This window comes from Pseudomonas sp. HMSC057H01, assembly GCF_001836405.1.
GTDB classification, from domain to species: Bacteria; Pseudomonadota; Gammaproteobacteria; order Pseudomonadales; family Pseudomonadaceae; genus Pseudomonas; species Pseudomonas aeruginosa.
The window spans coordinates 1-280 of sequence record NZ_KV828516.1; the positions used below are offsets into that span (position 1 = coordinate 1).

Consider the following 280-nt stretch of genomic DNA (forward strand, 5'->3'; position numbering starts at 1 on the left):
CCGACTACGACCACATGCGTGCCGTGCTGCATGCCAGAAGCCTGGCCCAAGGAGCGCTGGAGAACGTCAGGAAGGTGGATTACAGCGGCTCCCCGCAAGCCTCTGCCAAACCGAAGCCATGCGGGCAACCTCTCGCTCGAATGGGTGAAGCGCCGCCACAGGAGGCTAGGACAGAACCTGCAGAACCAAGGGAGCACACACCAGGGACAGGCATTCAGGGAGATGCAACCGCGTGGGAAGAAGCGCTACCACAGCCACCTGACACCTTCGAGCAAAGCGT

General features: G+C 61.8%; 1 pseudogene. It reads left to right on the top strand.

Annotation, left to right across the window (positions count from 1 at the left end):
- Nucleotides 1-280, top strand: a pseudogene (locus HMPREF2581_RS33885) (recombinase XerC); the annotation flags it as partial.